Below are 14,753 nucleotides of genomic sequence, written 5' to 3'. Positions count from 1 at the left end.
TTGTCCCCTTATATACTGGTTATCATCGATTATTCTATATCAGCAAATGCTTTCATTACCTTACGGGATAAGCGTCAAGCCAATCGGTCAGGCTTCATTGATGTGACCGAATGAGGGAGGGTCTTCCTCAAAAACCACCACTCCGAAAACCCGGCATTTCTGATGCAAATATAACCATTTTCCCTTATTAAGGTTATATTTGGGATATAATGGCGAACATGAACACGATTGAATGGCAGCCAAAGGCATTTCGGCAGTTACGCAAAATCCAGAGCAAGGGCTTGCGTGAAACGATCTATGACGCTGTTCAGCTTCTTGCCACATGGCCCTCTTGCAATGCCGATATCAAGAAATTGCAAGGCCGTGATGGTTATCGTCTTCGTGTTGGAGACTTTCGGGTTATCTTTGAAATAGACCAAAGCGGAAGCCCTATCATTATCAATATTGTGCAGGTGGGAAAACGAAATGAAAGCACGTACTAATGTTCAAATTCTGAAAGGAAGCGACGGCCTTCCTGCTTTTGCCGTTATTCCTTACCATGAGTATGTCTCTTTGACTGGAAAAAAGTCCCCTACCATTCCCAATGAGGTTGTCGGAAAAGTCATTAAGCTGGATATGACGCCTATTCGTGCCTGGCGGGAATATCTTGGGCTTACGCAAAGTGAAGTGGCTGAAAGGCTTGGCATATCCCAGGCTGCTTACACCAAACAGGAAAATAGTCTGAGATTGAGAAAGGCATCAAAAGAGAAAATCGCTGTTGCGCTTGGCATTGAAATCGAACAGCTTGACGTATGAAGCGCCGTTGTTTCCATGTCTTGTTTACCTGAGTAGCAATACTTTTTTACAGTATTTTTTGCAGTATTTCCAAAAATCGAAAAGCGCAAACCAAGCGCCAAAGCGGACTACAGCAAATCGTTCGATCCCCGTCAGTGATAAATTGAAATTTCGGGCGCGAACATCTCAGAGCGACCATTCAAACACGGGCAGCAGAAAATTAGCGTAGACGCGGTTACCCTGAGAGCTCAAGTGCACGCCATCGGCTTGCAGAAGGGGAACGAGCGCCTCTCTGCTGCCGAGCCCATCCCAGTGCGCCTCGGCGTCCGCCAGAGATACGCGTTCCGGCGCCAGTGCAAAACGGCTCCGCAAGCTGGCATTGAAATGCCGGACACGTTGCGGATAATCGGCGGCGCCGTATACGTCCTGTCCCGCCCACACGGGATGGTTGGTTCCCACCACCACGGCCCGTACGCCGCTTTCCAACGCCCGGAACACGATCTCCCACATCATGTCCGTGTATTCCTCGGCAGAGCAGATGTTGATCCAGGCGTCGTTAAGTCCGAACTGCACATAGAGCAGATCCGGTACAAGCGGCACCAGGCATTCGGACAAACGCCACAGGCCGCCCTGTACCGTTTCGCCATTAACGCCCGCGTTATGTACCCGCACTGCGGGGTGACGCTGCGCCAGTTCCGCAGCCAGCAGGGATACCCAGGCCTGATCCGGGTGCACCCCGTCGCCGTAACAAATGGAATCTCCTAAACACAAAAGATGCATACACGCTTCCAGACATTTTTAAGCACTACCGATAGCACCTCAGTAAACAGGGAAGAACAAGGCGTCCTCTTCCGTTGCATAGAAGACGCCTTGTTCAATTTCTCCTGCTGTAGTGACAAATATATATTTGGTCCGGTCGATGAAGCTGCCGGGCTCAATGATGCCCGCACCGGAAATGTTTCTGACAGTGCCGATTGTTCCAACAGGTTTTCCTTCGGCAGTGCGCAATACAAGCAGGCCTGTTTTTTCATCTCTTACGGATTGCAGCTTTTCGCCTTCCACCATATACCCCCCTGGATCCCTTGCCGTATATTCACTTCAATACCCTATATTAACCATAGACCGTTCATCATCAAAGAAGGGGCGCAAATCAAAAACCTGTGAGCAATAATCCCTGGCCCTATAATGACGCTATACAAACTCCGCTGCGCCTGTTTTGATGGCGCACATTAAAAGGACAAGACATGAGGGTTTTCTGTATCAATGAAATGCGGCACTGTGACGGACACCTTGAAGAGGTAAGATTTGTCGAATTCCCATATGAAAAGCATGGCGAGTCAGCGGAAATTCCTGTTGGCAGCGAGAAAGTCAACATATGGAAAGAACCGTTTTTGACTCCCTGTGGCGTCATTTATGTATGGGCGACCGAACAGTATGATTTGCTGAAATCGGCCGGTGATTGAGCCCGAATATTTTGGCTGTTATGCAATAGCCCTTGCCAGGCATAATGACCGAATCCAATTGGCTAAACGCATGCTTTCCTCCTGAAAAATGGGGAGGATACTGAAAGGGCGGCAAGGGAATAAGTAACGCGGACGTTCAAGCCCCATGCAACGGCTTTTGCGGGCTTTGCATGCGGGAATCATCCGGTACTTGTGGTTTTGGTTTGCTGGATGGCATGACGTATGTTTTTCTGTCCCGGCTTGGGCACTCATCCAGTGAACATACTTTCATTTTGCAGTAAAAGCACATATCCCAGTTACTCATTGATCCCCCATTGCATTGTGGTGCGTGTGTTTCATGCTTCTATTGTAATCCGCGCCATCATTCAGCGGATATTTTTTTGTTCTCAATACTCGGGGCAAAAACAGCATCGGCGCATTTCTGCGCATCCTGGCAATCCCCCTGAGCCGCTCCGGGTCTGATCAGATGATATATGGTATGGTTAAGCGCATGTCGTCAAACCGTCAGGCAGAGTGACCGGTTTGATTTCCCGCCCCGCACGGCAAAACACCGACTTTAAAAGGAAGAAATGATGAAAAGACTGATCATACTGTTTTTTTTGGGTATGGGAATCCTGGCCCAGGCCTTGGCCGCAGATGCGCCGAAAGACCCGGCACAACAGACATCCTGGGGACTTTATGTGGATGCCCGTGAAGCCTATGAGATGAAAACCGGTGCGCTAGGCAACAACATACTGCTGGTCGATGTCCGTGATCCGATCGAGATCATGTTTACCGGATTTTCTGATGTCGTTGACATTAATATCCCGTATATGACGGCCAACCGCCAGAAATGGAACGACAAAAAATCCGTTTTCATGATGGAGGTCAACCCGGCTTTTGAAGCAGGCATTGCCAGGGCACTGGCATCCAGAAACCTGACGAAAAACAGTCCCGTCATATTGATGTGCCGATCCGGCGGTGAACGTGGTGCGCCGAGTGCAAAAGCACTGGAAGGCAAAGGCTATGCAAAGGTTTACATCGTCACCGACGGATTTGAAGGCGTCGCGCTCAAGGAAGGGGAGAAAAAAAACTGGCGTCTGGTCAATGGCTGGAAAAACAGCGGTTTACCCTGGGGTTATACCCTTAACAAGACAAAAGTTTTCCACGAATAACCTGACGGTTTTCACCTGATGCGGGGTTGCCCCCTCCTTCCGGTCACCCCGCGTGAATCACTCTGACAATCGCCTGATATAGCACATTGGACGCCTGCTGTTGTGGACAGACGTCTTTATTTTTTGACGTCATGCCCTTTCATCATGACATCACGGATATCAATAAACTGCCAGTTAGGCTGGACTTCATATTCCATGGGTGTTCCCAAAACATCCCCTGCTGCCTGCTTTGACCAGGTGGTGATTTTTGCGGGTATGGTATTCGTCGGCTTTCTCTCCGGAGCCGCCGGGACAGGCTTCCTTTCTTTTTTGGGGGGATCCGGCCGCATGCCCGGCTTCGGGATCGCCTGCATACTGGAACCCCTGCTGTACAGAATGGCTTTGCCGTTCACGTCGGTTACCCAGCCATCGAAAAACCATCCGACATGGTTTCCCTGCAGGTCATACACTGCACTATCCAGCACGGATGCAACCGGTGTTCCCCCATACTGGTAAATATAATTGTCATTGTTCAGGTACACGAGGGCACCGCCTGATTTGTCATAGAGGTTAAGTTGGTCCATAAAGCACCTGTTGAATTGTGTGTGGAAGATATTGTGATGCGATATTTTTTGGCCGCCTGACAGGATGACTCTAGGCAGGGGATAAGACAAACTACAGCTTGCGAATAACAGGAGGCTCGTTAATCGCATACTGCATGATTATAGAATACCTCAAAATTTCCGAACATGTCACTTTTTTTAAAATTTATTTTTTGTTATCAGGCAAACGCATCATTTTATTTTTCATTGTTTTCATACCGTTACAAAAGCTCTCATTCTTCTTTTCTGAAAATTTATATATTCTCAACCATTTAAAAGGCAAGTGTTATTTCCTCTTGCACCAAGCCAAAAGTTTAGCTTTCAAACTTAATTGTAAATATCGCTTACAATAAGGATTGTTTCTTTCAGGCAATTTTCACCCCTGAGGAAAAAAGAAATGACAATCAAAACCCGTATCATTGCTACCTTATCCCTGTTGTTCATTATGATGCTGGGCATCAGTTCTTATGGCCCGGCTGTCAATATGATCCAGTCTGCATCCATTGAAGATGCCCTGCGGTAATCCCCCCTTTTTAGGGTGGATCGGAAGTAGCGTTATGCGGTCATGGCCAACCGGTGTTTAGGTGTGATGCCGCCCAAGGCCATGTTTGGGCGTTCATGATTATAATGCCAGACCCATCGGGTAGCGAAATCCTGTACCTCTGCAATTGAGGTAAACAGATATTGAGCCAGCCATTCATATCGCACTGTCCGGTTAAAGCGCTCCACATAAGCATTTTGTTGGGGTTTCCCCGGCTGGATATACTCGATTCGGATGCCTCTTTTATGTGCCCAGTTCTGCAATGTGGCGCTGACGTATTCCGGGCCGTTATCGCAACGGATCACTTGAGGCGACCCTCGCCATGAAATGATTTGTTCCAGACAGCGAATAACCCTTTCTGAAGGCATGGAGAAGTCGGCTTCGACACCCAGCGCTTCCCGGTTAAAGTCATCAATGAGGTTCAATAACCGAAAGCTTCTGCCATCTTCCAGTTGGTCATGCATGAAATCCATCGACCAGACCTGGTTGCTCTTTTGGGGAACACTCAGGATTTCCGGCTTTTCCCCTGTCATGCGCTTTTTGGGACGGATACGAAGGTTTAATTCAAGTTCACGATAAATGCGATAGACGCGTTTGTGGTTCCAGCCAAATCCTTTGACGTTGCGCAGGTGCAGATAACACAGGCCAAATCCCCAGTTGCGGTTGTTGTCTGTCAGTCGCATCAGCCATTGGGCAATCTGTTCGTTTTCGGCATTTTTCCGGCTTTGATACCGGTAACAAGTTTGACTGACCCCGAATGTCTCGCAGGACAGACGGATGGATATCCTCTTGTCGGCAACGGCTCGCCTAGCCATCTCCCGCCGTTGAGATGGCCTTACCACTTTTTTTCGATGGCTTCTTTGAGTATCTCGGCTTTGAGGCGCTCTTCAGCGTACATCTTCTTGAGACGGGTATTTTCAGCTTCGAGTTCTTTCATCCTGGTTATCATGGCAGTGTCCATGCCGCCATATTTGGCTCGCCATTTGTAAAACGCTGCTGAACTCATCCCATGTTCCCGGCATAACTCCGGTACGGGAATCCCGGATTCGGCCTGCTTTAATATCGCCATGATCTGGCTATCGGTAAATCTCGACTTCTTCATGTAGAACCTCCTTCATAAGAAAATTCTACTTCCAATTCAAACTATTCTGTGGGGGGATTACCAATGGAGACTGGCTTTTTTAGGCGATCTGAAAGGGCGGCAGTTTTCGGGGAACCAGTTCGTTTTTCAGTGTGATGTACTGCGGCAGGCCATTGCTCCCATATGGCGGATAATCCTCGCCCTGTATGAGGGGAAGCAGGTAGTGCCGGCACGCCTCGGTAATGCCAAAACCATCATCGCTGATAAAACTCATGGGCATGTGCTTTTCCACATTGGCCACATTTTTCAGGTCTGCCATGCCAATCCGGTACTGATAAGGCGCATCGGATACGCGCTCAATGGTCGGCATCACCGAGTTGCAGCCTTCCAGTGCCAGATTGACGGCAGCACACCCCAGCTCATAGGCATGCTGCACATCCACCGCTGACGCCAGATGACGGGCCGCACGCTGCAGGTAATTGGCTACCGCCCAGTGAAAAGGATGACCCAGTTTGTTGCGGATCATGTTTGCCAGGATCGGCGCGGCCCCGCCCAGATGCGCATGGCCAAATACATCACGTGCCCCCTGATCGGCAATGAATTCACCATTCGGGTATTTGCATCCTTCTGACACAACGACCGTACAGTAACCGAAACGCCTGACGTTTTCATCCACTCGCGCCAGGAATTTTTCCTCATTAAATTCGATCTCGGGAAACAGGATCACAACAGGAATACCATAATCCATTGCCAGCCCGCCAGCCGCAGCGATCCACCCGGCATGCCGTCCCATCACTTCAAAAACAAAAATCCGGGTTGAGGTTTTTGACATGGCCCGCACGTCAAAAGATGCCTCGAGTGTGGACACCGCAACATATTTGGCAACGGATCCGAATCCCGGGCAATTGTCTGTCAGCGGAAGATCATTATCAATGGTTTTTGGCACATGGATCGCCTGTACCGGATAACCCATCAGTGTGGAAAGCTGGGATACCTTGAAACAGGTATCGGCAGAATCTCCCCCGCCGTTGTAAAAGAAATACCCGATATCGTGTGCCCGGAAAACATCAATCAGACGCTCGAAACCCCGGCTGTCGACCTGCGGGTCCGCCAGCTTCAGGCGGCAGGAGCCAAATGCCCCGGCAGGGGTATAACGCAGCTTCGCAATATCGGCATCCGTCTCAATACTGGTATCAACCAGCTCTTCCGTCAGCGCACCCACGATGCCATTCAAACCGGCGTAGACCTTGCTGATTTTGTCCGGATGCTTGCGCGCCGTTTCAATCACCCCGCAGGCTGAGGCATTGATCACAGCCGTTACACCACCGGACTGCGCATAAAAAGCGTTCCTTCCTTTCATGACATTCTCCCATCCCCCGAAACCACCGGTTGTTTATTCGCATGAATGACTGATTTCCTGTTAGGTTACCGCCATCTGCGCAAATGACCAAACCGATTGCAACAACCTGTGAACATTTTTTCCCTGACTGTTGTATTCAGCACCATCATGTCGCCATTTTTTCATAACGCCGCCAGCCTGACACGAATGACTTTTGACGTCGCTTCCTCAGGCGCAATATGTAATAATCCCGTGTAACACCAGAACCGGACCATCCCGCACAACAATGCAGACGCCCCGCCAACAGACACGTCAGGCTGCACCACCGACACGCGATGGTATCAGCCCCAGCCGTGTCTTTCTTCCGGCAGGGTCATGGACAAGCTATGAGGATTTTCTGGCAGCACGTTTTCCGGCAGTCAGCCGCAATGACTGGCAATCACGCATCCGGCAGGGGAAGGTACTGGATGCCAGCGGCAGACGCATCCAGCCAGGGCAATCGTATGCGCATGGCAATCTGCTTTACTATTACCGGAGTCTGCCCGCAGAGACACTGGTTCCGTTTACCGAAACCGTTATTTATCAGGATGAGTGGATTGTCGTTGCAGACAAACCCCACTTTTTACCCGTCATCCCCTCGGGCCGCTATCTACAGGAAACCCTGCTGGTACGCCTGAAGCGCCGCCTGAATATCAACACGCTTTCCCCCATACACCGTATAGACAGGGAAACCGCCGGCCTGGTGGTTTTTTCTGTCCAGCCCGCCACACGTTCACGCTATCAGGTACTTTTTCATGGCCGGCAGGTGGAAAAACATTATGAAGCCATTGCGCCACACCGTCCGGATATCCCCCTGCCCTCTCTTTATCGCAGCTGTCTTGTCCAAAGCGGGGAGTCCTTCATGCAGATGAAAGAAGTCCCGGGAAAGCCCAATGCCGAAACGACAATCCGTTTGCTGGAATCAAAAAACGCGCTGGCACGATATGCCCTGCAACCACTGACAGGGAAAAAACATCAGCTGCGGGTTCAGATGATGGGCATGGGTCTTCCTATTCTCAATGACCGGATATACCCTGAGCTGTGGCCGGAAGAAGCCGATGAAAAAAGCCGGAATGACGCTTTTGCCAGTCCGCTGCAACTGCTGGCAAAAGCCATTGCCTTTACAGACCCGGTCACCGGGGCACAACGCTATTTTGAAAGCACACAGCAATTGAGACTTTAAATGCGGAAAAAAAAGAAAAACAAACAAAATACCGGAAGTGGTAAAAACTATTACCCCAAAGCGACCTTGTCTGAGCAGGATGGCCTGCTTGTCCTGCATCTGGGTACCGAATGGATTCAGGGAGCCATGCGCATAAATAACCCGGTGGAAATCGTGCTCGAATACATCCAGCAGATGATGATGTGGATGCTTTTTAAGAAACAGCCTGCGCACATCGTCCAGCTCGGTCTTGGCAGCGCCGCTCTTACCAAATTCTGCTATCACAACTTCCCGGAAGCAAAAGTAACCGCCGTCGAGCTCAACCCGCATGTCATTAACATCTGCCATGAATCCTTTTACCTGCCCCCCGATGATAAACGGCTTCGCGTGATTGAGGGCGATGCCATGGATTATGTCCGGTCACAGGCAAGAAAGAACAACATCGATATCCTGCAGGTGGATCTGTATGATGAGCACGCCCTCGCACCGGCTATCGATACCCCCGAGTTTTACAAGGCCTGTGCCAATTGCCTCACCCCGGACGGGATGATGACAGTGAATATTTTCGGTGCCGACTCAAACCGGCACAAAAGCCTGGAAGCCATATACGGCGCTTTTGACGCAGTTATCTGGATGCCTGAAGTGCATGGTGCGAACATCGTCGCCCTTGCCTTCAAGCAGGCGCCCGGTATCGCTTTTTCCGAACTCTACGACAAGGCAGATATCATCCGCCTGGAAACCGGCCTTTTGGCTAAGCGCTGGGTTGACGGGCTGCAGGAATGGATGCGCCAGCAGATTGAAAATGTCCAGGCAGAAGAACAGCTGTAACATTTTGTAAACCGGCCAGCGGGTATTTTCATCCTCCACTGTCCATACAGGAGGGAAGGCATGGTCTTCGCCCCGTTATCTTTTGTTACAAATCCCCGCAGCTCATCAAGGGGGTTCGAAAAATTTTATGCTGTAATGGCGGTGGCGTTTTCTGCCGTGTCATGCAGATCGTGACGCCTGTGCCATCCTGAAAATGTTTTACCTTCCGCCCGGACAAACATGCAGGAAGTATCCACAAAAAAACAGAATAACCCGCATACAGGAGCCACCATGACCCGTTCTTTGTTTTCCCGTCTATTCCTGAAACCTGCCCTGATTATCGTGGTCGGTTTCACCGCTGCGTCTCCGGCAACGGCTTGGAGCATCTTCGGCGGCAAACAGAATAATACCCTTACCGCATTCAAATCAGAGGCCGAGCTCAACGAATGGCTGGCCGGCAAAAAGAGCAAGATCGATGCACAGCCGACACGCAGCCAATCCGAAATGGCAATGACAAAAAAAGAATCAGCCGTAGCCGCAGCGCCAATGGCCATGATGGCGCAGGATTCTGTTGCTGCGGATAAGGCACAAGAGGAATCCGAATCCGTCACCAATACGCAGACCGCCGGCGTGGATGAAGGCGGTATCGTCAAGGTGCACGGCAATCATCTAGTCGTTCTCCGTAGGGGACGGCTTTTCACGGTTGATGTCGGCAACAGCCGTCTCGCACCGGTTTCCATGATTGACGCCTATGCGCCCGGCTCATCCGGACATGCCTGGTACGATGAAATGCTGATATCCGGCAACACCATTGCTGTTATCGGCTACAGCTACAGCAAGGGCGGCACGGAAGTGGTGCTCTTCACTATCGACCGTAACGGCCAACTCAGCTACAAGTCCACGCATGTGCTGCGCTCGAACGATTATTACTCGTCACGCAACTATGCAAGCCGCCTGATCGGAGACAAGCTGATCTTCTATACACCGCTTTACCTCAATTTTCATGCGGCCAATCCGCTGGATTTTTTCCCGGCCGTGCGCTCCTGGCAGGACGGCAAAGCAGGTGACTTCAAACGAATCGCGCCGGCAACACAGATATACCGCACGGATGAAGACCTTGATCCGACCCGGACCCAGATTGCCCTTCATACCGTACAAGTCTGTGATCTTTCAAAACCGGATATGCAGTGCACGGCAACCGGTGTACTGGCGCCTGCCGGCCGTGAGTTTTATGTCTCAAAAGATGCTGTCTATATCTGGACAGCGTCTTATGCCCGCTATAACCACCGCACTGCCAATACGGCTCCTCCTGTAAGCGCTTCTGTTTTCAGGCTGCCGCTGGATACCAGGCAGGCTCCTACCGCGATCAAAACAATGGGCAGCCCGATTGACCAGTTTTCCTTCCTGGAAAGTGACGATGGCTATCTGAATGTCATGCTGCGCTCAGAAGGCCCTGCCGCTTCCATGTGGTCATCCGAAGGCAGCAGCAAGGATCTGGCGCTTTTACGTGTGCCTGTCAGCCAGTTTGGCAACGGCACCGAATCCGCCCCTGTTGCCAATTACCATCCGCTGCCCTCACCACAGGGAGGACACAGCATCCAGAACCGGTACATCGGCAACTATCTCCTCTATGGCGCAGGCAATACCTGGGGACGTAGCCAGTCCACAGAAAATACCGCCTATGTACTTGCCTGGAAAAACCCGCAAAGCGGGTCCGTCAAACTCACGCCGTCACACAGTGTCGACCGCATTGAGGCACTCGGCAAAAACGCGCTTTTGGTCGGCACCCAGAATACCAGCCTGGTTTTCACAACCATAGCACTGGGCGGCACTGACCGGATGGTGTACGCCAATCCTGTCAGCACTTTCCAGTTGGCCAATGCGGCCCAGGGAGAAACCCGCAGCCATGGTTTCTTCTATAAGCCGGAAAACGAGAAAAACGGTATCCTCGGGCTGCCCTTCAGGGAAAGCGGCTCTTCCGGCTGGAAACAGCTTCGCAATGTGTCAAGCGGCATTGTTTATGTAAAAAACAATAACCTGTCACTTTCCGAAATGGGCATACTGGGCGCTTCACCGAACCCGAACACCAACGACAACTGCAAGGCATCCTGCGTGGACTGGTATGGCAACTCCCGCCCGCTCTTCCTGAAAGGCCGGGTTTTCGCCCTGATGGGTTACGATCTGGTCGAAGGCAAGGTCAGCGGCAACAGCATCAGCGAAGTCCACCGTATTGATTTCAGCCCCGTGCAAAGCCAGCCGGTAAGGCGCTAGCAAACCATTACCCCTTCTGAAAGAAGATGTCTTTCAGAAGGGGAGTTCCATAATAAAAAACAAGGCCAAAGGGAAAGAGGCGGTATAAAATAAAGCTGCCAGTTTCCACAGAACCGTGGCAAAATTAACGTGAATAAACTTTTTAGAGCACCGTGATCATGAAAACCCGATTTTTATTACTGATTGCAGCCCTTTGCCTTGTCACGGGTGTACACAAAATATCAATCCGGACACCTACTCTGTCGAAGGGGCCGGTAAAGTCAGCAAAACCGTACCTGGTGTTATTGTCAGCTCGCGGCAGGTTGCTGTTGCCGGCACAAACAGTACCGGTAAAACGGTTGGTGTACTGGCAGGCGCAACAGCAGGTTCTGCCATTGGTGGTGGCACACGCTCCCACATTCTGGGGGCAATAGGCGGTGCCCTTTTGGGCGGAGTTGCCGGTGGTGCTATTGAAGAAGGCGTTACCTCACAGGGCGGTATTGAATATGTCGTGGAAACAGAAGGGGGCTCACTGGTGACCCTGACACAGGGAGCGAGTCCCGTTTTTTCGAAAGGCCAGAAAGTGCTGATCCTGTATGGTTCAAAAGCCAGGATCATCGCTGACGAACGATAGTACCTTACGCCTGTGCCAGAAACAATACAGGCAAAACAGCCTATCCGCTTTTCAGGCCGGACAAATGAGATATGGATACAAGAATCGAAGCAGACAGGGTATTTGAGAATAATGAATATATCGAAAATATTCAAAAATGCCACGATGGCTACCTATTCAACATGAAGGGCTTGCAGACCCGGATACGGCTGATTCTGACCGTTAATCCGGAAGGCGGGTACAACTATTACATGAGCCACTCCATCTGTACGCAGACGCAACGTGGCAACCATCTTGAGGACCCGGCCTGGGCCAAAGACATTCCCTCCACGATTCAGCTCGCGCTGGATTCACTCACCTTTCATTTTCAGGAAGCGGTTGACCGGGGATACCAGCCCATTGAAGAATGGATGATCCTCAATCCCTGGGCGGAAACCATGGCCAAATTTTTCTGAAAAAACCGCTTATCCCTTCAGACTGGTCAGCCTTCCAACGTCATCAAAATCCGCCTGAATCTGCTGTGAACCCTTTGTAGCAACCACTCCTTTATCGGCTGTTACCTCATAGCCCAGTGCCTGCAGATAATTCACCAGTGCGGATTTATGGTCCAGCTCAAAAGTGCTGATAACCTACGGAAAAACCAGCAGTGCCCGCTGATGATCCGGTTGCCAACCTGAGCTGACCAGGTCGCCCGTCAACACTGCGACCAGCATACCATCACCATAATCAGCCACATAAAAGGCGTCAGCCTCCCCGATACCGCAAGCCAAGATACCAAAGGCATGGAGATCAATGGGGTCCGCCGAAAAAGTTGGTGCTACCAATTCCCTAATATTTTCTGTCTCGCCCAGCGCATGAAGCTATCGTGCAATGGCGGACATATTCTCCGGCAAACCGGTAGAGACGGCAATAAGGCCTCACAGATTGACCGTCAACTGCGGGTGATACAACTACTGCATGAGCCACTCTATCTGCACCCAGCCCCAGCGCGGCCACCATCTGGAAGAACATCCCTGTGCCGAGGCCATGAGCAAATTCTTCTGACGCACAGCGCGCTGCTTCCGCAATACCAGGCCCCTTCCGGCACACCGGCATCCACTGGCGCCCCCTAAAATAAAAAAAATCCACTGCTTTATGGGCCAGTGGATTTTTTGGTGGTTAACACATCATGGGGATGTGTGAAGGGAGCTTTAAAAGTAAAACCCCCACATCCTTACGGATATGGGGGTTTTCATATAATTGCCTGACAATAACCTACTTTCACACTGGTTTCAGCACTATCATCGGCGCAGAATCGTTTCACTGTCCTGTTCGGGATGGGAAGGAGTGGTACCAACCTGCTATGGTCATCAGGCATAACTTGTTGACCACCTGAGTATAAATCAGATGATCCAATCTGGGAATAAAGTAAAGAAGCTTAGGCGTGATGCATAACGACATACGCTTATATTTTTTATGTAAGCTTAGCTTCCTACAACAATCAATGTTATAGGGACAAGCCTCACGAGCAATTAGTACTGGTTAGCTTAACGCATTACTGCGCTTCCACACCCAGCCTATCAACGTCCTGGTCTCGAACGACTCTTTAGGGAGGTCAAGCCTCCGGGAAGTCTCATCTTGAAGCAAGTTTCCCGCTTAGATGCTTTCAGCGGTTATCTTTTCCGAACTTAGCTACCCGGCGATGCCACTGGCGTGACAACCGGTACACCAGAGGTTCGTCCACTCCGGTCCTCTCGTACTAGGAGCAGCCCTCCTCAAACTTCCAACGCCCACGGCAGATAGGGACCAAACTGTCTCACGACGTTTTAAACCCAGCTCACGTACCACTTTAAATGGCGAACAGCCATACCCTTGGGACCGACTACAGCCCCAGGATGTGATGAGCCGACATCGAGGTGCCAAACTCCCCCGTCGATATGAACTCTTGGGAGGAATCAGCCTGTTATCCCCAGAGTACCTTTTATCCGTTGAGCGATGGCCCTTCCATACAGAACCACCGGATCACTATGTCCTACTTTCGTACCTGCTCGACTTGTCAGTCTCGCAGTTAAGCACGCTTATGCCATTGCACTATCAGCACGATTTCCGACCGTACCTAGCGTACCTTCGAACTCCTCCGTTACACTTTAGGAGGAGACCGCCCCAGTCAAACTGCCTACCATGCACTGTCCCCAACCCGGATAACGGGCCAAGGTTAGAACCTCAAACAAACCAGGGTGGTATTTCAAGGTTGGCTCCACGCAAACTAGCGTTCACGCTTCAAAGCCTCCCACCTATCCTACACAGATTGGTTCAAAGTCCAATGCAAAGCTACAGTAAAGGTTCATGGGGTCTTTCCGTCTAGCCGCGGGTAGATTGCATCATCACAACCATTTCAACTTCGCTGAGTCTCGGGAGGAGACAGTGTGGCCATCGTTACGCCATTCGTGCAGGTCGGAACTTACCCGACAAGGAATTTCGCTACCTTAGGACCGTTATAGTTACGGCCGCCGTTTACTGGGACTTCAATCAAGAGCTCTCACCCCATCATTTAATCTTCCAGCACCGGGCAGGCGTCACACCCTATACGTCCACTTTCGTGTTTGCAGAGTGCTATGTTTTTAATAAACAGTCGCAGCCACCTTTTTATTGCAACCCCTTCTCCCTCCTGGCGCAGGCCAGTCAAGATACAAGGGCGTACCTTATCCCGAAGTTACGGTACCAATTTGCCGAGTTCCTTCTCCCGAGTTCTCTCAAGCGCCTTAGAATACTCATCTCGCCCACCTGTGTCGGTTTACGGTACGGTCTCGTTAGACTGAAGCTTAGAGGCTTTTCTTGGAACCACTTCCAATTGCTTCGCGGCACATGGCCACTCGTCTCAACCCCTTGGATTACGCTGCCGGATTTGCCTGACAGCCTCCTCTAAGTCAAGAACCGGGATTTCCAACACCCGGACAACCTTCCGCGATC

Annotated in this window: 16 protein-coding genes and 2 rRNA genes (1 of these 18 running past the window's edge); 10 read left to right on the top strand and 8 right to left on the bottom strand. The window is 50.8% G+C overall.

Annotated features, from left to right (window positions below; genetic code table 11):
- Nucleotides 1-218 precede the first annotated feature (218 nt).
- Entirely contained in the window at nt 219-482 is a 264-nt protein-coding gene (locus tag NB640_RS08330) for a type II toxin-antitoxin system RelE family toxin (RefSeq protein WP_269308269.1), read from the top strand.
- The gene (locus NB640_RS08325) at nt 466-795 is read left to right on the top strand and encodes a helix-turn-helix domain-containing protein (protein ID WP_269308268.1); all 330 of its coding nucleotides are present in this window, start codon (nt 466-468) and stop codon (nt 793-795) included. The genes NB640_RS08330 and NB640_RS08325 overlap by 17 nt, the downstream gene beginning before the upstream one ends.
- Nucleotides 796-960: 165 nt before the next feature.
- On the opposite strand, the gene NB640_RS08320 is transcribed toward NB640_RS08325, so the two are convergent.
- Together NB640_RS08320 and NB640_RS08315 are read right to left on the bottom strand one after the other, a co-directional pair.
- Complete coding sequence (locus tag NB640_RS08320) at nt 961-1,554, bottom strand: SGNH/GDSL hydrolase family protein (RefSeq protein WP_269308267.1); 594 nt, start codon at nt 1,552-1,554, stop codon at nt 961-963.
- Nucleotides 1,555-1,593: 39 nt separating this feature from the next.
- Entirely contained in the window at nt 1,594-1,839 is a 246-nt protein-coding gene (locus tag NB640_RS08315; RefSeq protein ID WP_269308266.1) for a hypothetical protein, read from the bottom strand.
- Between the two features lie 179 nt (nt 1,840-2,018).
- Between NB640_RS08315 and NB640_RS08310 the strand changes: the two genes are divergently transcribed.
- Both NB640_RS08310 and NB640_RS08305 read left to right on the top strand, forming a co-directional pair.
- On the top strand, nt 2,019-2,237 hold the full coding sequence (locus NB640_RS08310) for a hypothetical protein (protein ID WP_269308265.1): 219 nt from the start codon (nt 2,019-2,021) through the stop codon (nt 2,235-2,237).
- A gap of 569 nt (nt 2,238-2,806) precedes the next feature.
- Complete coding sequence (locus NB640_RS08305; protein ID WP_269308264.1) at nt 2,807-3,391, top strand: rhodanese-like domain-containing protein; 585 nt, start codon at nt 2,807-2,809, stop codon at nt 3,389-3,391.
- Nucleotides 3,392-3,507: 116 nt separating this feature from the next.
- Here NB640_RS08305 and NB640_RS08300 read toward each other — a convergent pair whose 3' ends face one another.
- Complete coding sequence (locus NB640_RS08300) at nt 3,508-3,954, bottom strand: 4-fold beta flower protein (protein ID WP_269308263.1); 447 nt, start codon at nt 3,952-3,954, stop codon at nt 3,508-3,510.
- A gap of 415 nt (nt 3,955-4,369) precedes the next feature.
- Between NB640_RS08300 and NB640_RS08295 the strand changes: the two genes are divergently transcribed.
- Entirely contained in the window at nt 4,370-4,495 is a 126-nt protein-coding gene (locus NB640_RS08295; RefSeq protein ID WP_269308262.1) for a hypothetical protein, read from the top strand.
- Nucleotides 4,496-4,527: 32 nt separating this feature from the next.
- Here the strand turns inward: NB640_RS08295 and NB640_RS08290 are convergent.
- Together NB640_RS08290 and NB640_RS08285 are read right to left on the bottom strand one after the other, a co-directional pair.
- Nucleotides 4,528-5,615 (bottom strand): IS3 family transposase gene (locus NB640_RS08290; protein ID WP_269308261.1). Its coding sequence is split into 2 segments (ribosomal slippage): nt 4,528-5,363 and nt 5,363-5,615, totalling 1,089 coding nucleotides; the frame shifts between segments, so codons are not numbered across the junction.
- A gap of 79 nt (nt 5,616-5,694) precedes the next feature.
- Nucleotides 5,695-6,954, bottom strand: coding sequence for a 6-phosphofructokinase (locus NB640_RS08285; protein WP_269308260.1), 1,260 nt, complete (start codon nt 6,952-6,954; stop codon nt 5,695-5,697).
- 265 nt (nt 6,955-7,219) lie between these two features.
- Between NB640_RS08285 and NB640_RS08280 the strand changes: the two genes are divergently transcribed.
- From NB640_RS08280 to NB640_RS08260, 5 genes are all read left to right on the top strand, one after another.
- Nucleotides 7,220-8,155: a pseudouridine synthase gene (locus NB640_RS08280; protein ID WP_269308259.1), complete on the top strand. Its 936-nt coding sequence runs from the start codon at nt 7,220-7,222 to the stop codon at nt 8,153-8,155.
- On the top strand, nt 8,156-8,962 hold the full coding sequence (locus NB640_RS08275; RefSeq protein WP_269308258.1) for a fused MFS/spermidine synthase: 807 nt from the start codon (nt 8,156-8,158) through the stop codon (nt 8,960-8,962).
- Between the two features lie 270 nt (nt 8,963-9,232).
- Nucleotides 9,233-11,212: a beta-propeller domain-containing protein gene (locus NB640_RS08270; RefSeq protein WP_269308257.1), complete on the top strand. Its 1,980-nt coding sequence runs from the start codon at nt 9,233-9,235 to the stop codon at nt 11,210-11,212.
- A gap of 193 nt (nt 11,213-11,405) precedes the next feature.
- A complete protein-coding gene (locus tag NB640_RS08265) occupies nt 11,406-11,825 on the top strand; it encodes an outer membrane lipoprotein (RefSeq protein WP_269308256.1) in 420 nt (139 codons plus the stop codon).
- 71 nt (nt 11,826-11,896) lie between these two features.
- Nucleotides 11,897-12,259, top strand: coding sequence for a hypothetical protein (locus tag NB640_RS08260; RefSeq protein WP_269308255.1), 363 nt, complete (start codon nt 11,897-11,899; stop codon nt 12,257-12,259).
- A 174-nt stretch (nt 12,260-12,433) separates the two neighbouring features.
- Here the strand turns inward: NB640_RS08260 and NB640_RS08255 are convergent, their stop codons facing one another.
- The 3 genes from NB640_RS08255 to NB640_RS08245 all read right to left on the bottom strand — a co-directional run.
- Complete coding sequence (locus NB640_RS08255) at nt 12,434-12,655, bottom strand: DUF6882 domain-containing protein (RefSeq protein ID WP_332880239.1); 222 nt, start codon at nt 12,653-12,655, stop codon at nt 12,434-12,436.
- A 390-nt stretch (nt 12,656-13,045) separates the two neighbouring features.
- A 5S ribosomal RNA gene (gene rrf / locus NB640_RS08250) occupies nt 13,046-13,158 on the bottom strand.
- A gap of 136 nt (nt 13,159-13,294) precedes the next feature.
- Nucleotides 13,295-14,753, bottom strand: a 23S ribosomal RNA gene (locus NB640_RS08245); it runs 1,598 nt beyond the window's last position.

Source organism: Oxalobacter vibrioformis (assembly GCF_027118995.1).
GTDB lineage: Bacteria > Pseudomonadota > Gammaproteobacteria > Burkholderiales > Burkholderiaceae_D > Oxalobacter > Oxalobacter vibrioformis.
This window is presented reverse-complemented; position numbering and strand designations above follow the sequence as displayed.

Excerpts from the sequence above, each read along its gene's own strand:
- NB640_RS08270 (WP_269308257.1), top strand. The coding sequence starts at position 9,233 with ATGACCCGTTCTTTGTTTTCCCGTCTATTCCTGAAACCTGCCCTGATT.
- NB640_RS08275 (WP_269308258.1), top strand. The coding sequence starts at position 8,156 with ATGCGGAAAAAAAAGAAAAACAAACAAAATACCGGAAGTGGTAAAAAC.
- NB640_RS08320 (WP_269308267.1), bottom strand. The coding sequence starts at position 1,554 with ATGCATCTTTTGTGTTTAGGAGATTCCATTTGTTACGGCGACGGGGTG.
- NB640_RS08295 (WP_269308262.1), top strand. The coding sequence starts at position 4,370 with ATGACAATCAAAACCCGTATCATTGCTACCTTATCCCTGTTGTTCATT.
- NB640_RS08305 (WP_269308264.1), top strand. The coding sequence starts at position 2,807 with ATGATGAAAAGACTGATCATACTGTTTTTTTTGGGTATGGGAATCCTG.
- NB640_RS08300 (WP_269308263.1), bottom strand. The coding sequence starts at position 3,954 with ATGGACCAACTTAACCTCTATGACAAATCAGGCGGTGCCCTCGTGTAC.
- NB640_RS08280 (WP_269308259.1), top strand. The coding sequence starts at position 7,220 with ATGCAGACGCCCCGCCAACAGACACGTCAGGCTGCACCACCGACACGC.
- NB640_RS08285 (WP_269308260.1), bottom strand. The coding sequence starts at position 6,954 with ATGAAAGGAAGGAACGCTTTTTATGCGCAGTCCGGTGGTGTAACGGCT.
- NB640_RS08260 (WP_269308255.1), top strand. The coding sequence starts at position 11,897 with ATGGATACAAGAATCGAAGCAGACAGGGTATTTGAGAATAATGAATAT.
- NB640_RS08330 (WP_269308269.1), top strand. The coding sequence starts at position 219 with ATGAACACGATTGAATGGCAGCCAAAGGCATTTCGGCAGTTACGCAAA.
- NB640_RS08310 (WP_269308265.1), top strand. The coding sequence starts at position 2,019 with ATGAGGGTTTTCTGTATCAATGAAATGCGGCACTGTGACGGACACCTT.
- NB640_RS08325 (WP_269308268.1), top strand. The coding sequence starts at position 466 with ATGAAAGCACGTACTAATGTTCAAATTCTGAAAGGAAGCGACGGCCTT.
- NB640_RS08315 (WP_269308266.1), bottom strand. The coding sequence starts at position 1,839 with ATGGTGGAAGGCGAAAAGCTGCAATCCGTAAGAGATGAAAAAACAGGC.